We start from the raw sequence: 16,726 nt of genomic DNA, 5'->3' as shown, positions 1-16,726 counted from the left end.
AGCACGCGTGCGTACGGGAATCCGGCTGTTCGGGGCGTCTGTTTCGGCTCCTTCGAAGGCGCGTCCCGTGGGACGCCCGCTCCGTCCTTACTGAGACGTGCGGTTCGCGCAGGTGACTGCGGGCCGGGACCAGCGACGCGCGTGCCGCCGATGCCGTAGGCGTCAGAAAGTGAGCAGACAGATGCAACCGACGTTCGTACTGGTTCACGGAGCCTTCTCGAACTCCTTCTCCTTCGCACCACTCCAGGCCGAACTCGGCCTCCTCGGGCACCGCTCGGTCGCCGTCGACCTGCCCGGCCATGGTTTCGGGGCGACCTACACGCGCGCCTACCAGGCGCCACAAGATCACGAAGGACTGGCCACGGCACCCGGCTCGATCAAGGGAGTAACACTCGCCGACAATGCCGCGCACCTGATCGGGATCCTCGAAAGGGCCAAGCGGAACGGGCCGGTGATTCTCGTCTCCCACAGCCGTGGCGGAATCACGGCCACCGCGGCAGCGAACGCACGGCCGGACCTGATCGACCGCGTCGTCTACGTCTCGGCCTGGTGTCCTGTCGATCTCGACGTCAGCGACTACTACGCCGAGCCGGAGATGGCCACGGTGGACGCCGCTTCCCTGGCCCTCGCGCTGGCCGGGAACCCGGCCGAGCTCGGGCTGCTCCGCGTCAACTTCCGCACCGCGAGTGCGGACGCCCTCGCTGCCCTCAAGGCGGCCTTCCTTGCTGACGGCACCGACGAGGAGTTCCTGACCTTCCTGAACACCTTCCAGCCCGACGAGAACCTGGACGTCGGCACCTCCACCGACCGTGCGCAGGCCGAGACCTGGGGCCGCATCCCGAAGACCTACGTCCGCCTGGCCGGCGACACGAGCCTGCCGCTCGCCATACAGGACCGGCTGATCCGCGAGGGCAACGCGCTGACGCCGGACAACCCGTACGACGTCCGCACCCTTGCGGGCAGCCACCTGAAGTGGCTGGTCCACCCGGCACCAGCGGCCCGAGTCCTGGGTGAGCTCGCAGCACTGGTGGGATAGGCGGGGACCAAGAAGCGCACGGCCCGATGGCGACCAAGGCCACGGCGGAGTACTCCACGCCGCCGTGGCCCGCCCCGGAAGACTCGGCCGTCCCCGACAGTGCGGCACCTGGCCGCCACCGGGGCCGAGGCCGCATTCCCCGGCATCCGGCCCGAGGCGGGCCGCCGTCACAGCCGTGTGGTTCGAACCGGACTTCCGACCGACGGGCTCAGGGCCCGGAGCCGGCCTGCGGGGGCACCCCATCGGGTGAGCCCTCGGATGTGGACGGAACCTGCCGGCCGTTCCCCAACGCGCTACGCACCCGAGCCAACCGGCTGCCGCCGTGCCTGGTGTGGGCGTGGACCCGCGGGTCGTCGGTCACCGTGTACCGCTTCACGTACGCCCCGAGGAAGGCCTGGAGCGTGGCGACCGCCGGGATCGCGATCAGCGCGCCGACCGCGCCCAGCAGGGCGGTCCCCGCCACGACCGAGCCGAAGGCCACCGCCGGGTGGATGTCCACCGTCCTGGCGGTGAGCTTCGGCTGCAGCACGTAGTTCTCGAACTGCTGGTAGATCACGACGAAGCCGAGGACCCACAGGGCGTACCAAGGGTCGATCGTGAACGCGATCAGCATCGGCAGCGCGCCCGCCAGATACGTGCCGATGGTCGGGATGAACTGCGAGACCAGTCCGACCCAGACCGCGAGGGCCGGGGCGTACGGCACCCCGAGGATCTCCAGCAGGATGTAGTGCGCGACTCCGGAGATCAGCGCCATCAGTCCGCGGGAGTAGAGGTAGCCGCCGGTCTTGTCGACCGCGATCTCCCAGGCCCGCAGGACCTCCGTCTGCTTGGCCGGGGGCAGCACGGAGCACAGAGCGCGGCGCAGCCGGGGCCCGTCGGCCGCGAAGTAGAACGAGAACAGGAAGATCGTCAGCAGCTTGAACAGTCCGCCGAGTACGGTCGCCGAGACGTCCAGCACACCGGTGGCGCTGTTCTGGACGTACTTCCTCAGCCAGTCGGAGCGCAGCAGGCTGTCCTGGACCTCGACCCGGGACAGTTCCGTCTGGAAGGTGCCGTTGATCCAGCGGATGACCGAGTCGAGGTACTGCGGGAAGTCCTCGACCATCTCGACGATCTGGCCGGCCAGCATCGAGCCGAGCAGTACGACGAATCCCACCCCCACGACAAGCACCGCGAAGAAGACCAGGAAGGTGGCGAGGCCCCGGCGCATGCCGCGGGCCGCCATCCGCCCGACCGCGGGTTCGATCGCGAGGGCAAGGAAGAAGGCGATCAGAACGTTGATCAAGAGGCCGATGAGCTGGTGGAAGGCCCAGCTTCCGAGCTGGAAGCAGGCGTAGAGCGCGAGCGCGAGGATCAGCGCGCGCGGCAGCCAGCGAGGCATTCGGCCCGGACCGCCGCTGCCGGCGTCGGCCCCGGGAGGCGGAGACGCCGGCGGGGCCGTGGGCGCCGTGGTGCCCTGTGCGGGGATCCCCGCCACGGCCTCGTCCGACGCGACCGCGTCCGGCGCGGTCCTCTCGTCAGGGGTCATGTCGTCAGCGGTCCGTCCTGTGCGGTGGCGTATGCGGTCCGGCCGGTGCGGCCTCGTCCTGTACAGGCTCGTTTCCGTACGGGCTCGCCTCTGCGGCCCTGCCTCGTGCTGTCGTGTGCGTCCTGTCGGTACCGGCCATCGGCTCAGTGTGGCTCACCGGGGCGACCTCGAGCCGCCGGCACGGAGTCTCACCGCTTGTCGGCGGGGATGTCCATGGCGGCGCAAACGGCGCGCCACACGTCCTTCGCCTCCCAGCCGGCGGCCAGGGCCTCATGGATCGTGCGGCCGCCCAGCTCGGCCATCACATGGTCCCGTGCGAAGGAGTCCGCGTACGCCGCTCCGAAGTGGTCGGCCATGCGTTCCCAGAAAATCGTCAACCGCATGACCTCAGTATCCCGCTCCTGAGAGTGCAGCCCTGTCCGTCCGCCTTGCCGAAAGCCCTTTCCGCCCTACCGTCGGAACATGGCTGGAAACGGAGCAACCACCGACCCCTCCCCCGCGTCCGCACTGTCACGCGCCGAGCGCTTCATCTGGATGACGGCCCGGGTGCTCGAGCAGCGGCGGTTCGCCTACCACTTCCTCGCCGGCCCCTCCGACCCGGTGGAGACGGCGCTGGCCGCCTACCTCAATGAGGACGGCGGCTACGGCCACGCCCTCGAGCCCGACCTGCGCGGCCCGGTCAGCCAGCCCCTGCACACGGCGCACGCCCTGCGGGTGCTGGACTCCATCGGCCGCTGCGGTGGGCTCCGGGTGGAGCGCATGTGCCGCTATCTCACCGAGGTGTCCACACGGGACGGGGCACTGCCGGCCGTCCACGCGTCCCAACGCGCCTATCCGGCCGCCCCGTTCCTCCCGATCGTCGACAACCCTCCGAGCGATCTGCTCGCGACAGGGCCGGTGGTCGGCCTGCTGCACCGCAATCAGGTGTGGCACGCATGGCTGTTCCGAGCCACGGACTTCTGCTGGTCAGCGGTCGACGCGATCGAGAAGTCGCATCCTTACGAGGTCCAGGCTGCGATCGCCTTCCTGGACGGTGCACCGGACAGCGCCCGCGCGCAGGCCGCGGCTGACCGGCTGGGCGCGCTCGTGCGCGAGCAGCGGCTCGTCGCGCTCGACCCGGACCGGCGCGACGACCAACCGGTGGCCCCCGGCTACGCCCCGGGCGAGCACCATTTCGCCTACGACTACGCCCGCAGACCCGACTCCCTCGCCCGCCGCTGGTTCACGGACGAGGAGATGGACCGGGCCCTGGAGCACCTCGCGGCGGAGCAGCAGCAGGACGGCGGATGGCCCATCACCTGGCAGGAGTGGGCCCCCGGCACCGCTTTGGAATCGCGGCCGATCGTGACGATCGAGGCGCTGCGGACCCTGCGGGCGCACGGCCACCCCATCGAGTGAAGCGGGTGCGGGTAAGCGGACCGCGCCGGCCGTACGACGTCTGCCCGGCGTTCCGGCCGAACACGAACGCCCGGCGCGTTCCGGGCCGGGCAGGACCTCCCACCGGAGCGTTTCGGCCGCCGCGCCGGCCTCAGCCTCCCAGCGCCCGCACACCCGCTGTGACGGCCACCGCGGCCCCGACGACCACCAGGAACGGAGCGCGCAGCAGCAGCGCCAGCGCCGCCGCACCGACTCCTGCGGCCCGTGCGTCGAGGACCAGCGACTGACCCGTGCTGAACGTCTGCTGCGCCGTCAGTGCGGCCAGCAGGGCGACGGGCAGCAGGGCCGCCAGGCGCTGCACGAGTGGTCGTTCCAGGGTGTCGGCCGGCACCAGCAGGCCGACGAGTTTCACGAGATAGCAGCCGACCGCCGTCGCACCGATCGCGATCCAGATGCTCATCGTTCCCGTTCCTTCCGCCGTGCCCTCTTCGTCCGGCCCGAGCCGTCACGGGCCGAGCCGTCACCGCTCACGCCGTCGCCCATCGCGCGCCCCTTGAGCCACAGCACCGCGGGAGCGGCCACTGCCGCCACGAGCACCGGCACCCCGGCGGGCAGCACCGGCAGGAAGCCGAGGCCGAGGAGGACCGCAAGCCCGGCCACCGCACGTTCGGTTGCGGTCCGCAGCATCGGCGCGAGCAGCGCGAGGAAGACGGCCGGGCCCGCCGCGTCGATCCCCCACGCGTCGGTGTCGCCGATGGCTTCGGCCCCGAGCGCCCCCAGGAGCGTGGTCAGGTTCCAGAGCACGTAGAGCGTCAGACCGGTGACGGTGAAGCCGAGCCGCGCACTGCGCCGGGTCGGCTGGGCGAGCGCTACGGCGGTGGTCTCGTCGATGACCCAGTGCGCGGCGAGGGGCCGTACGAAGCGGGGCAGCGCGAGCAGTTGTGACAGCCGCAGCCCGTAGAAGGCGTTGCGTACGCCGAGGAAGAAGGCCCCTGCCGCGGCGGCCAGGGGATTGCCGCCGGCGGCGATCGCCCCCACGAGCGCGAACTGCGACGCCCCCGTGAACACCAGCAGGCTGAGCGCGCAGGTCTGCAGAAGGGTCAGGCCGGAGCCTGCCGAGGTCACACCGAAGGCGAAGCCGGAAAGACCGACGGCTATCCCGACACCGAGAGCGTCTCTGACGACGGCCGCGTCGGGCTTCGGTTCCCCGGGCGCGGAGGACACGTCCCCAGGCGGGGAGGACGAACTCCCGGGCGCGGATCCGGATCGCGGACCGGCCGCGTCCCGGGATCCGGGCGCGGGTCCCCCGGTGCGCGCCGCGAGCGCCGTGGACGGCGCGGCGGTCGCGTAGGCCTCCCCGGCCGGTATGTCTGGTCGAGCTGTCTGTTCTGCCACGTCAGGGACGTTACGCAGGGCTCCCGCCTGCGGTCTTGTACGTTCTTGCACGCTCCCGGCGGTATGCGCCCGGCGGGACGCCGACGATCCGGGTGAAGTGGCGGTTCAGGTGCGGCTGGTCGGTGAAACCGACCGCGACGGCCGCCTCCGACGGGGTCGTGCCGGCGTCCAGGAGGAGACGGGCACGCCGGACGCGCGCGTCGGTGAGCCAGGTGTGCGGCGGCAGCCCGTAGGCGGCCTTGAAGGCTCGGAGCAGCGCGAAGGGCCCGACCCCGACCTCCTGCGCCAATTCCTCGAGGGACGGCGGATCGGCCATCCGCTCCTCGAGGAGCTGCTTTGCGGCAGCCGCTGTCCGCGCGCCCGCCGCCAAGGGCTTACGCGCGGGGAGCGAGCGCCCGTGGCGGCGCAGCAGTGTGGCGACGGTGACGCGCAGGACGCTGTCGGCGGCCAGGGCGTTGCCCGCCTCGGCCGCCCGGTGCACCTCGTGGACCAGCCGCGCGGTGTTCGGGTCCTCGACGATCGTCTCCGCGAAGCCGGCCGTTCCGCGCAGCGTCGTCGTCTCCTCGGCGATCGTGGCGACGAGCTGCGAGGACGGGTAGAGCGTGGAGTACACCCAGCCTTCCGGCACACCGGCCTTCGCCGAGTGAGGCACCTCCGGGTTGATCATGACGACGGTGCCGGGCCGCGCCCGCACCGTGCCCTCCGGCAGGAAGACGTCCTCGATGCCGCGGCGGACGGCGCCCACGACGAATCCCTCATGACTGTGCCGGGAGAAGGAATGGCGCACGTAGCGGGCCCGCAGCAGATCGAGACCGGGCACGCCCGGGTACTGCCAGTGCCGTGCCCACTCGCCCTCCCTCTCCGGCGCGGCTTCCTCTTCCATGCAGCCCATTCTGCTCCCGTGACCCGTCCGGCGGCCCGGCCGGTCCATGTCCTGGACAGGTGTTGTCAGTGGTCGGGTGCACGATGGTGGGCATGGCCAGGACTGCGCTCGACTCCTTCTCCCCCGCGACACGAGGCTGGTTCTCGGGGGCGTTCAGCGCGCCCACCGCCGCGCAGGAGGGGGCATGGAAGGCCATCGGCGAGGGCTCGGACGTGCTGGTCGTGGCGCCCACGGGATCCGGCAAGACGCTGGCCGCCTTCCTCGCCGCCCTGGACCGGCTCGCGTCCACGGCTCCGCCGGCGGAGGCGAAGAAGCGCTGCCGCGTGCTGTACGTGTCGCCGTTGAAGGCTCTGGCGGTCGACGTGGAGCGCAATCTCCGCAGCCCCCTGACCGGGATCAGGCAGGAGTCGGTCCGGCTCGGCCTGCCGGAGCCGGAGGTGCGGGTGGGGATCCGCTCGGGCGACACGCCGCCCGCGGAGCGCAGGTCGCTTGTGACCCGGCCGCCGGACATCCTGATCACGACCCCCGAGTCGCTCTTCCTGATGCTCACCTCGTCCGCCCGGGAGGCGCTGGCCGGCGTGGAGACGGTGATCCTGGACGAGGTCCACGCCGTCGCGGGCACCAAGAGGGGCGCCCATCTCGCCGTGTCCCTGGAGCGTCTCGACGAACTGCTGCCCCGCCCGGCCCGCCGGATCGGCCTGTCGGCCACGGTGCGGCCGGTGGACGAGGTGGCCCGCTATCTGTCGCCGCAGCGCCGGGTGGAGATCGTCCAGCCCGTGTCCGGCAAGGAGTTCGACCTCTCCGTGGTCGTCCCGGTGGAGGATCTGGGCGAGCTCGGGGGCTCGCCCGCCTCCGACACCGGCGACGGGGTCGCCGAGAAGCCGTCGATCTGGCCGCATGTCGAGGAGCGCATCGCCGATCTCGTCCAGGCCCACCGTTCCACGATCGTCTTCGCGAACTCCCGCCGTCTCGCCGAGCGTCTGTGCAACCGTCTCAACGAGATCGCGTACGAACGGGCCACGGGCGCATCCATGCCCGAGGACGGACCGCCGGCGGAGATCATGGCGCAGTCCGGGGCCGCCCGGGGCGCCCCGCCGCTGCTCGCCCGCGCTCACCACGGCTCGGTGTCCAAGGAGCAGCGGGCCCTTGTCGAGGAGGACCTGAAGGCGGGCCGGCTGCCCGCGGTCGTCGCCACGTCGAGCCTGGAGCTGGGCATCGACATGGGAGCGGTGGACCTGGTCGTCCAGGTCGAGTCCCCGCCGTCCGTGGCCTCCGGTCTCCAGCGGGTCGGCCGGGCGGGACACCAGGTGGGCGCGATCTCCACCGGTGTGGTCTTCCCGAAGTACCGGGGCGATCTCGTGCAGGCGGCAGTGGTCACCGAGCGCATGCGCAGCGGCTCCATCGAGTCGCTGCGCATCCCGTCGAACCCTCTGGATGTCCTGGCCCAGCAACTGGTCGCGATGGTCGCCATGGACAGCTGGCAGGCCGACGACCTGCTGGCCCTGGTCCGTCGTGCCGCGCCGTTCGCCTCACTGCCCGAGTCGGCCTTCACCGCCGTCCTCGACATGCTGGCCGGCCGCTATCCCTCCGACGCGTTCGCCGAGTTGCGCCCACGTGTGGTCTGGGACCGGGTCGCGGGGACCGTCACGGGCCGTCCCGGGGCGCAGCGCCTCGCCGTCACCTCCGGAGGCACGATCCCCGACCGCGGCCTCTTCGGCGTCTTCCTCGCCGGCGCCGACCCCAAGAAGGGCGGTGGCCGCGTGGGGGAGCTCGACGAGGAGATGGTCTACGAGTCACGGGTCGGCGATGTGTTCACGCTGGGCACCACGTCCTGGCGGATCGAGGACATCACGCGCGACCGGGTGCTGGTCTCCCCCGCCCCGGGGGTGCCCGGGCGGCTCCCGTTCTGGAAGGGCGACCAGCTGGGCCGGCCGCTGGAGCTCGGACGGGCCGTCGGTGCCTTCCTGCGTGAGGTCGGCGGGCTCACCCCCGAGGACGGCCGGCTGCGCCTGCTGGCCGCCGGTCTGGACGCCTGGGCCGCGGACAATGTGCTGGCCTACCTCGACGAGCAGCGCCGGGCCTGCGGCCATGTCCCCGACGACCGGACGATCCTGGTGGAGCGGTTCCGGGACGAGCTGGGCGACTGGCGGGTCGTGATCCATTCCCCGTTCGGCGCCCAGGTCCACGCGCCGTGGGCGCTCGCACTGGGCACCCGTCTCGCCGAGCGCTACGGCATGGACGCGCAGGTGATGCACGCCGACGACGGCATCGTGCTGCGTCTTCCGGACGCCGACCTGATGGGGCTCGACCTGCTCGACCAGGACCCGGTGCACCTTGGCGCCTCACCGGACGGTGCGTACGACAGCGAACAGGCGCCCGTCGGTGCCGCCGACGCCGTCTTCGACAAGGGAGAGATCAGTCAGATCGTGACGGACCAGGTCGGCGGATCCGCCCTGTTCGCCTCCCGGTTCCGCGAGTGCGCCGCCCGCGCGCTGCTGCTGCCGCGCCGCAGTCCCGGCAAGCGCACTCCGCTGTGGCAGCAGCGGCAGCGCGCCGCCCAGTTGCTGCAGGTAGCCAGTGAGTTCGGTTCGTTCCCGATCGTCCTGGAAGCGGTCCGCGAGTGTCTCCAGGACGTGTTCGACGTTCCCGGGCTCACCGAACTGATGGGTGACATCGAGTCCCGCCGCGTCCGTCTCGTCGAGGTCACCACCCCCGAGCCCTCCCCCTTCGCCCGCTCCCTGCTGTTCGGCTACGTCGCCCAGTTCCTGTACGAGGGGGACTCGCCGCTCGCCGAGCGCCGGGCCGCCGCCCTGTCCCTGGACTCCCGGCTGCTGTCCGAGCTGCTCGGCCAGGCGGAGCTGAGGGAACTGCTGGATGCCGATGTGCTCACCGAGTTGGAGCGCGAGCTGCAGTGGCTGACCGATGAGCGGCGGATCAAGGACGTGGAGGGTGTGGCCGACCTGCTGCGCGTGCTGGGTCCGCTGACCGAGGCAGAGCTCGTAGAGCGCGGGAGTGACCCCGCCTGGCCGCAGGAGCTCGCCGCGTCCCGTCGCGCGATCCGCGTTCGCATCGCCGGCTCGGACCACTGGGCGGCAGTGGAGGACGCGGGACGGCTGCGCGACGCGCTGGGCACGGCGCTGCCCGTAGGCGTCCCGGAGGCGTTCACCGAGCCGGTGAAGGACCCGTTCGGTGACCTCCTCGCCCGGTTCGCCCGCACCCACGGCCCCTTCACCTCCGCCCAGGCCGCCGCACGCTTCGGTCTCGGCGCGGCGGTCACCGACGGCGGACTCCAGCGGCTCGCCGCGAGCGGCAGGGTCGTACAGGGCGAGTTCCATCCCGCCGGCATCGGCCAGGAATGGTGCGACGCGGGCGTGCTGCGCCGGCTGCGCAGGCGTTCCCTGGCCGCGCTCCGGCACGAGCTGGAGCCGGTGCCGCCCGCCGCGCTGGCCTCCTTCCTGCCCCAGTGGCAGCACCTGGGGAGCAGCAGCCTGCGCGGCATCGACGGCCTCGCCCGTGCGATCGAGCAACTGCAGGGCGCCTCCGTGCCGGCTTCCGCCCTGGAGAAGCTGGTCCTTCCGTCCCGCGTCTCCCACTACAGCAGCACACTCCTGGACGAACTGACCACGAGTGGCGAGGTGTTGTGGGCGGGGGCCGGTGCCCTGCCTGGCAAGGACGGCTGGGTCTCGCTCTATCTGGCCGACGCCGCCCCTCTGCTGCTGCCCCCACCGCACCCTCTGGAGCTGACGGCGCTGCACGAATCGGTGCTCACCGCCCTCTCCGGTGGATACGGCCTGTTCTTCCGCCAGATCGCCGACCAGGTGCGCGCGACCACGCATCCCGACGCCACCGACCCGCAACTGGCCGACGCCGTCTGGGATCTCGCCTGGTCCGGCCGGCTCACCAATGACACTCTCGCACCGCTGCGGGCGATGCTCGGCTCGGGCCGCACGGCGGGCTCCACCGCCCACCGCGCCAGGCGCACCGTCCCCCGAGGCCGCTACGGAAGCCTGACGGCAGCGGCCCGTCCCGCCTCCCGCACCGGTCCTCCCACGGTGAGCGGCCGCTGGTCGCTGCTGCCGTCCCTCGAGCAGGATCCGACCCACCGGGCGCATGCCCTGGCCCGGACCCTGCTGGACCGCCACGGCGTGGTGACGCGGGGCGCGGTCGCGGCGGAGGGTGTCGAGGGCGGCTTCTCCGCCGTGTACCGCGTCCTGTCGGCCTTCGAGAACAGCGGACAGGCGCGCCGTGGATACGTCGTCGAAGGGCTGGGCGCGGCCCAGTTCGCGATGGACGGCGCGGTCGACCGCCTGCGAGCGGCGTCCTCCGCGCGGGACCGTGCCGAGGGGCAGGCCGCGCCCCGCGCGGTGGTGCTGGCCGCCGCCGACCCCGCGAACGCCTACGGGGCGGCGCTGCCCTGGCCGGAGCCGCCGGAGGGCGCCGGGCACAAGCCGGGCAGGAAAGCTGGTTCCCTGGTGGTGCTGGTCGACGGGGAGCTGACGCTGTACATGGAGCGCGGCGGCAAGACGCTGCTCGCCTGGGCCACCGACCCGGATGCGCCCGCGCTGCACGCGGCGGCCGCCGCGCTCGCCGCCGCTGCCCGCGAAGGCGCCCTCGGCACAGTCACGGTGGAGCGGGCCAACGGGGTCCCGGCCCTGACGGCACCGCTGGCCCGCGCCCTGGAGAGCGCCGGGTTCCATGCCACACCGCGGGGGCTGCGCCTGCGCCCGTGACCGGCACACGCCCGCCCGGCCCGCCCGTCGCGCATCATGGGTGACATGCCCGAAGGAGACACCGTCTGGCTGACCGCCCACCATCTGCACGAGGCGCTGGCCGGTCAGGTCCTGACCCGTTCCGACCTCCGTGTCCCGCGCTTCGCCACGGCGGACCTGACCGGCCGGACCGTCCTGGACGTGACCCCACGCGGCAAGCATCTCCTCACCCGGTTCGAGGGCGGACTGACCTTGCACTCGCATCTCGGCATGGACGGCTCGTGGCGCGTCTACGACGTAAGTGCGCGCTGGAGCGGCGGCCCGTCGCACCAGATCCGCGCGATCCTGGGCAACGCGGCCCGCACAGCCGTCGGATACCGCCTGCCCGTCGTCGAGCTGCTCCGTACCACGGAAGAGGAGGAGGCCGTCGGCCATCTCGGGCCCGATCTCCTCGGCCCGGACTGGGATGCCGAGCGGGCGGTGGCGAACCTGCTTGCCGACCCCCTCCGTCCCCTCGGGGAGGCCCTCCTCGACCAGCGGAACCTGGCCGGGATCGGCAATGTCTACAAGTCGGAGCTGGCCTTCCTGGCCCGCGTCACACCATGGCTGCCGGTCGGCGAACTGCCGACGGGTATTTCCGAGCGGCTGGTGGCCACCGCGCAGCGGCTCCTCGAGGCCAACAAGCGGCGCTTCGACCGACGCACCATGACCAGCGGCCGCAACCCCGCCCAGAAGCTGTACGTATACGGACGCGAGGGCCGCCCGTGTCCGCGCTGCGGTACACCCGTGCGCAGGGCCGACCAGGGTGAGGTGGGCCGTGAGCGTCCGACCTACTGGTGCCCGCGCTGTCAGACCGGCCCCACGCCCTGACGAACCGGCCCCTACCTCCAGGACTGCCGATACAGTTGACCAGCCGTCAGATACGGTCGTACGTTCCCCACATGACCCTCGCGGCGTACGACCTCACGGGCCGCACCGCTTTCGTCACCGGAGCAGCAGGCGGGATCGGTCGCGCCTGTGCCGTGCTGCTCGCCGAGGCCGGGGCGGTGGTCCACTGCGCCGACCTCGACCGGCGCGGTCTCGCCGGGACCCGCTCCCTGATCGAGTCCACCGGGGGCAAGGCCCTTACGCACACCGTCGACGTCACCGACCGCACAGCCCTGGACGCGGCGGTCGCGAGCGCGGAACGCCTCGACGTCATGGCCGCCGTCGCCGGGATCATGCACACGAGCCAGGTCCTCGAGACCCGGGACGAGGACCTGGACCGCGTCATGGAAGTCAATTTCAAGGGTGTGCTGCACGCGTGCCGGGCAGCGGCCCGCGCCATGATTCCGGCGGGCGGCGGCTCCATCGTCACGATGGCCTCCGGCGCGGTGGACGCGGCCAACGCCGGTCTGCTCTGCTACAGCGCGTCCAAGGCCGCAGTCGTCCAGCTCACCAGGACGCTCGCGACCGAACTGGGCCCGCACGGGATCCGCGTGAACGCGGTCGCACCGGGCTGGGTGCGCACACCGATGACAGACCGTCATGAGGCCGGTCTCCAGCACAGAACGGAGACCACGATGGCGCGACTGTCACCCCTCGGCCGCGTGGGCGAACCGGCGGACGTCGCCCACACGGTGCTTCATCTGGCTTGCGACGCCTCGTCGTTCACGACGGGTCAGATATGCCGTCCGAACGGTGGCGTCGTGATGCCCTGGTAGACCGGCGGGCCGCCGTAGCATGGACCGGGAGCAGGCTGAGCCCCCAACCACTCGCGGCCACCGCCCCTTCGACGACGCCGGAGTGCTCCGGGACCAGGGCGAGCCGAAACACGGCCCACCACCACAAGCCGCCCACCACTAGTCCGAGCGCGACAACGGGCACGAGGACCGCCCCGCGTACTGCCATGGCTGCCTCCTCCGGCCCACGCTAATGCGCCGCAGCGGGCTGCGAGGAGGGCGCACGGTTGGACGACCCGGCGCGCGCGCACTGCGATCCTGCGCTCTTCGTCACGCGTTCTCCGCTTGGAACATCCATGCGTGCTTCTCGAGGTCCGCGGTGAGCTGGATCAGGATGTCCTGGCTCACCGGGTCCGGTTCGGCGGTCGCCTCGATGCGCTCACGCATGTGCCCGATGACGGACCCCAGAGAGTCGATCATGGTCCGCACGACATCGACGTCCTTGATCCAGCCTTCGGGAACGGAGCCGATCGCGCTCCGGGCGGCCACGGTCGCCGCCCGCCCGTCGGGTGCCACACCGATCGCCGACGCCCGCTCCGCGACCATGTCGGAGTGCTGCCGTGCGGTGTCGACGACCTCGTCGAGCTGCAGGTGCACGGACCTGAAGCGGGGGCCGACCACGTTCCAGTGGACCTGCTTGGCCACCAGGCCGAGGTCCACCAGGTCCACCAGCGCACCCTTCAGCGCATCGCCGACCGTCTTGAGGTCCGCATCGGACAGAGTGCTCTTCACGACAGACATCCACGTCCTCCACTCGGTTCGCCGACTACCGTCCACGATTACATAACTACCGAAAAGAGCCATTCGGGACAGGTGATCAAGCACTGTGCCTGCCCAAGCGAAAGGCCCTGACCGGTAACGGGTACCGGTCAGGGCCCAGCTCAAACAGAAGTGCCGTGCGGGGTGGGCAGGGACCCGCGATCAGGCGGCGACGACGTCGACCGCTTCCGCAGGTGCCTTGATCGTCACACGCTCGGTCGGCACACCTGCCACCGACGTCACGGAGACGGAACCCAGCATGGGACGTACCGGTGCGGGCACCTCGCCGGCGGCTGCCGACTCGGCCAGTTCGGCCAGCGACAGTTCGTCGCTCACTTCACGCATGAGCTCGGACATCCGTACGTCAAGCGCGTCGCAGATCGCGGAGAGCAGCTCGGAGGAAGCCTCCTTCTGCCCCCGCTCCACCTCGGAGAGATAGCCGAGCGAGACTCGGGCGGACGAGGAGACTTCGCGCAGAGTACGGCCCTGGCGCTGGCGCTGCCGACGCAGCACGTCACCAAGCAGGCGACGGAGCAGAATCATCGGTGGCTCCCTCCTCGGACCGCGTAGCCGCATCCTTCACGCCCCACCGTACCGCCTTGTGCGGCGGCCGTGCGGGGAGCGATGTCGTGTTCACTCAGGGCTGCAAACATCAATTCCCCCCGTTCTGTTCCGTATCCTGTGCCCGCGCGTTCTCGCGCAGTTCCTCGAGGAGCAGCTCCAGCACGCTCCGTACACTCTCTCTACGGATTTCCCCGCGGTCGCCGTTCAACCGCAATGCGGCCACTTTCCCGGCTCCCGCCGGTCCCGCGACAGCCACATATACCGTCCCGACGGGCTGCCCGTCCTGCGGATCGGGACCCGCCACACCGGTGGTCGCCAGACCCCAATCGGCACCCATGACGTCCCGGACACCGGCCGCCATCTGCGACGCAACCTGCGGATCGACCGCGCCGCGCTCCGCCAGAAGGACACCGTCGACGCCAAGAACATCCCTCTTGAGGGTGGTGGCGTACGCCGTGACGGAACCGCGGAAGACTTTCGAGGCTCCGGGCACCGAAGTGAGCTCCGCGGCCACGAGACCGCCTGTGAGGGATTCCGCGGCGGCCAGGCTCTGACCACGCTCCGCAAGCAGTTCCAGGACTGCGGCGGCCCCGGTCACTTCGAGGAGCCCGCCCCGGCCCGCTCGGCGGCGAGCCCCTTGCGCCTCAGCACGATCGCCTGCCGCACGTAGTCGAGGCCGGTGACGACCGTCAGCACCACGGCGAGAGCCATCACCCAGAACCGCAGCGTCGCCAGCGGTCCGGTGAGCGCCAGCACGTACATGCCCACGGCGGTGCCCTGCGCGAGCGTCTTGATCTTCCCGCCGCGGCTGGCCGGGATCACCGCGTGCCGGATCACCCAGAACCGCATCAGCGTGATCCCGAGCTCACGGAAGAGGATGACTCCGGTCACCCACCACGGAAGGTCGCCGAGCGCGGAGAGGCTGATCAGCCCCGCGGCCATGATCGCCTTGTCGGCGATCGGGTCCGCGATCTTCCCGAAGTCGGTGACCAGGTTGTACGTGCGGGCGAGGTGTCCGTCGAAGATGTCGGTGATCATGGCGACGGCGAACGCCGCCCATGCCCACGCCCGCCAGACCGGGTCGTAGCCGCCGTCCTGCAGCAGCAGCACGACGAAGGCGGGCACGAGGACGAGCCGCACCATGGTCAGGATATTGGCGATGTTCCACAGGCTGGCCTGATTGACGGCCGCAGCGCCCAGCTTGCCGCCGGGCGCCGGCCTTCCGGTCCCGCCCGCCGCGGATGCCGGCACTCCGGTCATCTGCCCGCCTCCTCGTCAGAGGTCCGGGAGCCGACCCCCAGGACCTCGCAGTACTCGGCCACCAGGTCGACGCCCTCGGTGCCAACGACCTTCGCCACGACCATACGACCGGGCTCGAGGCCCTCGCTCGACGTGAAAACGACCTGGCCGTCGGTCTCCGGCGCCTGGTGAGCGGCACGTCCCACCGCGCCGTCCTCTTCGTCGACGGACTCCACCAGTACCTCGAGGGTCTCACCCAGGCGCTCCTCCGCCCGCTGCGCGGTGAGCTCGTCGGCGATGCGCGACATGTGCTCGAGCCGCTCCGCGATGACGTCGGCGTCCAGCTTCCCGTCGTAGGTGACGGCCTCTGTGCCCTCTTCGTCGCTGTATCCGAAGACCCCGATTGCATCCAGGCGCGCGGCCGAGATGAAGCGTTCCAGCTCCGCGAAGTCCGCCTCGGTCTCGCCCGGGAACCCGACGATGAAGTTCGAGCGCACACCCGCCTGCGGAGCCTTGCCGCGGATGGTCTCCAGCAGTTCCAGGAATCGCTCCGTGTCGCCGAAGCGGCGCATCGCGCGCAGCACGCCGGGCGCGGAGTGCTGGAAGGACAGGTCGAAGTAGGGAGCGACCTTCGGGGTCGAGGTGAGGACGTCGATCAGCCCGGGGCGCATCTCGGCCGGCTGCAGATAGCTGACGCGGACCCGCTCGATGCCGTCGACGGCTGCCAGCTCGGGCAGCAGCGTCTCGAGCAGACGGATGTCGCCGAGATCCTTGCCGTACGAGGTGTTGTTCTCGGAGACCAGCATGATCTCCTTGACGCCCTGCTCCGCCAGCCAGCGCGTCTCGCCGAGGACATCGCTCGGGCGTCGCGAGATGAAGGAGCCGCGGAAGGACGGGATGGCACAGAAGGAGCAGCGCCGGTCGCAGCCGGAGGCCAGCTTCACCGAGGCGACGGGGCTCGTGCCGAGGCGGCGGCGCAGCGGCGCGCGCGGGCCGGACACCGGGGCGACTCCCTCCGGGAGGTCCTCGGGCGCCGGGGCGGCGTCGCCGTGGCCGGGCAGGGCCACGTCGGTCGCCTGCTGCCGCTCGACGGGGCTCAGCGGGAGCAGCTTGCGCCGGTCGCGGGGGGTGTGGGCCTCCACGCTGCCGCCGCTCAGGATGGTCTGGAGGCGGTTGGAGATGTCGGCGTAGTCGTCGAAGCCGAGGACGCCGTCGGCCTCAGGGAGGGCCTCCGCGAGATCCTTGCCGTACCGCTCCGCCATGCAGCCGACGGCGACGACGGCCTGGGTTCTGCCGTGATCCTTGAGATCGTTGGCTTCCAGGAGGGCGTCGACGGAGTCCTTCTTGGCGGCTTCGACGAATCCGCAGGTGTTGACGACGGCGACGTCTGCGTCGGAGGCGTCCTCGACGAGCTCCCAGCCGTCCGCTGCCAAGCGGCCTGCAAGCTCCTCCGAGTCCACCTCGTTACGGGCGCATCCGAGAGTGACAAGGGCGACGGTACGGCGTTCGGGCATG

15 protein-coding genes are annotated in these 16,726 nt (G+C 71.4%); 5 read left to right on the top strand and 10 right to left on the bottom strand.

The features are described from left to right. The first annotated feature begins 169 nt into the window (after positions 1-169). On the top strand, positions 170-1,036 hold the full coding sequence (locus tag MDN94_RS16835; RefSeq protein WP_482726574.1) for an alpha/beta fold hydrolase: 867 nt from the start codon (positions 170-172) through the stop codon (positions 1,034-1,036). Positions 1,037-1,244: 208 nt separating this feature from the next. Here MDN94_RS16835 and MDN94_RS16830 read toward each other — a convergent pair whose 3' ends face one another. Continuing rightward, positions 1,245-2,417, bottom strand: coding sequence for an AI-2E family transporter (locus MDN94_RS16830; RefSeq protein ID WP_482727092.1), 1,173 nt, complete (start codon positions 2,415-2,417; stop codon positions 1,245-1,247). A gap of 335 nt (positions 2,418-2,752) precedes the next feature. Next, the gene (locus MDN94_RS16825) at positions 2,753-2,947 is read right to left on the bottom strand and encodes a DUF3046 domain-containing protein (protein ID WP_159686234.1); all 195 of its coding nucleotides are present in this window, start codon (positions 2,945-2,947) and stop codon (positions 2,753-2,755) included. 79 nt (positions 2,948-3,026) lie between these two features. Here MDN94_RS16825 and MDN94_RS16820 point away from each other — a divergent pair, with 79 nt between their 5' ends. Then, entirely contained in the window at positions 3,027-3,962 is a 936-nt protein-coding gene (locus tag MDN94_RS16820) for a hypothetical protein (protein ID WP_482726573.1), read from the top strand. 130 nt (positions 3,963-4,092) lie between these two features. Here the strand turns inward: MDN94_RS16820 and MDN94_RS16815 are convergent, their stop codons facing one another. The 3 genes from MDN94_RS16815 to MDN94_RS16805 all read right to left on the bottom strand — a co-directional run bounded on the left by MDN94_RS16815 (position 4,093) and on the right by MDN94_RS16805 (position 6,219). Further along, on the bottom strand, positions 4,093-4,401 hold the full coding sequence (locus MDN94_RS16815) for an AzlD domain-containing protein (RefSeq protein ID WP_482726572.1): 309 nt from the start codon (positions 4,399-4,401) through the stop codon (positions 4,093-4,095). Next, positions 4,398-5,165: an AzlC family ABC transporter permease gene (locus MDN94_RS16810; protein WP_482726571.1), complete on the bottom strand. Its 768-nt coding sequence runs from the start codon at positions 5,163-5,165 to the stop codon at positions 4,398-4,400. The genes MDN94_RS16815 and MDN94_RS16810 overlap by 4 nt, the downstream gene beginning before the upstream one ends. Positions 5,166-5,346: 181 nt before the next feature. Beyond that, positions 5,347-6,219 carry a helix-turn-helix domain-containing protein gene (locus MDN94_RS16805; protein ID WP_482726570.1) on the bottom strand — a complete coding sequence of 291 codons (873 nt, stop codon included), beginning with the start codon at positions 6,217-6,219 and terminating at the stop codon, positions 5,347-5,349. A 92-nt stretch (positions 6,220-6,311) separates the two neighbouring features. Between MDN94_RS16805 and MDN94_RS16800 the strand changes: the two genes are divergently transcribed. The 3 genes from MDN94_RS16800 (at position 6,312) to MDN94_RS16790 (ending at position 12,631) form a co-directional block, all read left to right on the top strand. Further along, positions 6,312-10,949 carry an ATP-dependent helicase gene (locus MDN94_RS16800; protein WP_482726569.1) on the top strand — a complete coding sequence of 1,546 codons (4,638 nt, stop codon included), beginning with the start codon at positions 6,312-6,314 and terminating at the stop codon, positions 10,947-10,949. A gap of 45 nt (positions 10,950-10,994) precedes the next feature. Next, positions 10,995-11,798, top strand: a complete 804-nt coding sequence (locus tag MDN94_RS16795) for an Fpg/Nei family DNA glycosylase (protein ID WP_482726568.1) — start codon at positions 10,995-10,997, stop codon at positions 11,796-11,798. A 71-nt stretch (positions 11,799-11,869) separates the two neighbouring features. Beyond that, a complete protein-coding gene (locus tag MDN94_RS16790; protein ID WP_482726567.1) occupies positions 11,870-12,631 on the top strand; it encodes an SDR family NAD(P)-dependent oxidoreductase in 762 nt (253 codons plus the stop codon). Positions 12,632-12,919: 288 nt separating this feature from the next. Here MDN94_RS16790 and MDN94_RS16785 read toward each other — a convergent pair whose 3' ends face one another. From MDN94_RS16785 to rimO, 5 genes are all read right to left on the bottom strand, one after another. After that, positions 12,920-13,390 carry a Dps family protein gene (locus tag MDN94_RS16785; protein WP_453458422.1) on the bottom strand — a complete coding sequence of 157 codons (471 nt, stop codon included), beginning with the start codon at positions 13,388-13,390 and terminating at the stop codon, positions 12,920-12,922. Between the two features lie 180 nt (positions 13,391-13,570). Beyond that, positions 13,571-13,951, bottom strand: a complete 381-nt coding sequence (locus MDN94_RS16780; protein ID WP_005311156.1) for a helix-turn-helix domain-containing protein — start codon at positions 13,949-13,951, stop codon at positions 13,571-13,573. A gap of 109 nt (positions 13,952-14,060) precedes the next feature. Beyond that, the gene (locus tag MDN94_RS16775; RefSeq protein ID WP_482726566.1) at positions 14,061-14,570 is read right to left on the bottom strand and encodes a CinA family protein; all 510 of its coding nucleotides are present in this window, start codon (positions 14,568-14,570) and stop codon (positions 14,061-14,063) included. Then, positions 14,567-15,232 carry a CDP-diacylglycerol--glycerol-3-phosphate 3-phosphatidyltransferase gene (gene pgsA / locus MDN94_RS16770; RefSeq protein WP_482726565.1) on the bottom strand — a complete coding sequence of 222 codons (666 nt, stop codon included), beginning with the start codon at positions 15,230-15,232 and terminating at the stop codon, positions 14,567-14,569. The genes MDN94_RS16775 and pgsA overlap by 4 nt, the downstream gene beginning before the upstream one ends. Next, positions 15,229-16,725, bottom strand: coding sequence for a 30S ribosomal protein S12 methylthiotransferase RimO (gene rimO / locus MDN94_RS16765; RefSeq protein ID WP_482726564.1), 1,497 nt, complete (start codon positions 16,723-16,725; stop codon positions 15,229-15,231). The genes pgsA and rimO overlap by 4 nt, the downstream gene beginning before the upstream one ends. Position 16,726 lies beyond the last annotated feature (1 nt).

Source organism: Streptomyces sp. WAC00040, from assembly GCF_056835925.1.
The sequence above is the reverse complement of the archived record's forward strand: the minus strand, read 5'-3'. Positions and strand labels throughout refer to the sequence as shown.